The sequence below is a fragment of the Streptomyces sp. 13-12-16 genome, assembly GCF_002114215.1.
Lineage (GTDB): Bacteria > Actinomycetota > Actinomycetes > Streptomycetales > Streptomycetaceae > Streptomyces.
On sequence record NZ_NCTE01001187.1, the window covers coordinates 1 to 1,188 of the forward strand.

Here is a 1,188-nt window from a genome sequence, read left to right on the forward strand (position 1 = left end):
CGGTCTCCGCCGCCCCGGCCGCCGCCGCTTCCGGGCCGGGGCGCGGGGGCGGCCGGGGGCTGCGCACCGGGTTCGAACGGCTCGCCGCGGACGGCTACGGGCTGCTCGACGGGCAGCGCGTGGGCGTGGTCACCAACCCGACGGGCATCACCCGGGACGCGCGGCACATCGTCGACGTGATGCACGCCGACGACCGGGTGGACCTGGCCGCCGTCTTCGGCCCCGAGCACGGCTTCCGGGGCACCGCCCAGGCGGGCGGCTCGGAGGGCCGCCACGACGACCCGGCGACCGGCCTGCCGGTCTACGACACGTACCTGAAGAGCGGTCGGGAGCTCGCCGACGTCTTCACGGCGTCCGGCGTGGACACGGTCGTCTTCGACATCCAGGACGTGGGCGCGCGGTTCTACACGTACATCTGGACGCTGTTCGACTGCATGGAGGCGGCCGCGCTCGCGGGCAGGCGGTTCGTCGTACTGGACCGGCCGAACCCGGTGACCGGGCGGGCCGCGCTGGGCCCGGTGCTGCACCGGGAGTTCGCGACGTTCGTCGGGCGGCAGCCGATCTCGCAGGCGCACGGGATGACGGTGGCGGAGCTGGCGCTGCTGTTCAACGGGGAGTTCCTGACGGCGCCGGTGCCGCTGGAGACCGTGACGATGTCGGGCTGGCGGCGGTCGGACTTCCACGACGCCTCCGGGCTGCCGTGGGTGCCGCCGAGCCCGAACATGCCGACGCCCGGGACGGCGCTGGTGTACTCGGGGACGTGCCTGTTCGAGGGGACGAACCTGTCCGAGGGGCGCGGGACCACCCGGCCGTTCGAGCTGCTGGGGGCGGAGGGGATCGACCGGCGCTGGGCGGAGGAGGCGAACGCGCTGGGGCTCGCGGGCGTCCGCTTCCGGGAGGCGTACTTCGCGCCGACGTTCTCCAAGTTCCAGGGGAGGACCATCGGGGGCGTCCAGGTGCACGTGCACGACCGGGAGGCGTTCGATCCGGTGCGGACCGGGATCGGGCTGCTGATCACCGCCAGGCGGTCGTGGAGCGGCTTCGCCTGGCGCCCGGACCACTGGATCGACAAGCTCACCGGGTCCACGCGCGTGCGCACCATGATCGACGCGGGCGCGGACACGGACGAGGTGGTGGCCGGCTGGCAGGAGGAGCTGGCGGGGTTCCGGAGGATGCGGCGGGGGGACC

1 protein-coding gene is annotated in these 1,188 nt (G+C 74.3%); it reads left to right on the forward strand.

The genetic code is table 11. The annotated features are described in order from the left end of the window. The coding region (locus B7767_RS37235) for an exo-beta-N-acetylmuramidase NamZ domain-containing protein (RefSeq protein ID WP_107486543.1) at positions 1-1,188 on the forward strand (1,188 nt) is incomplete at both ends.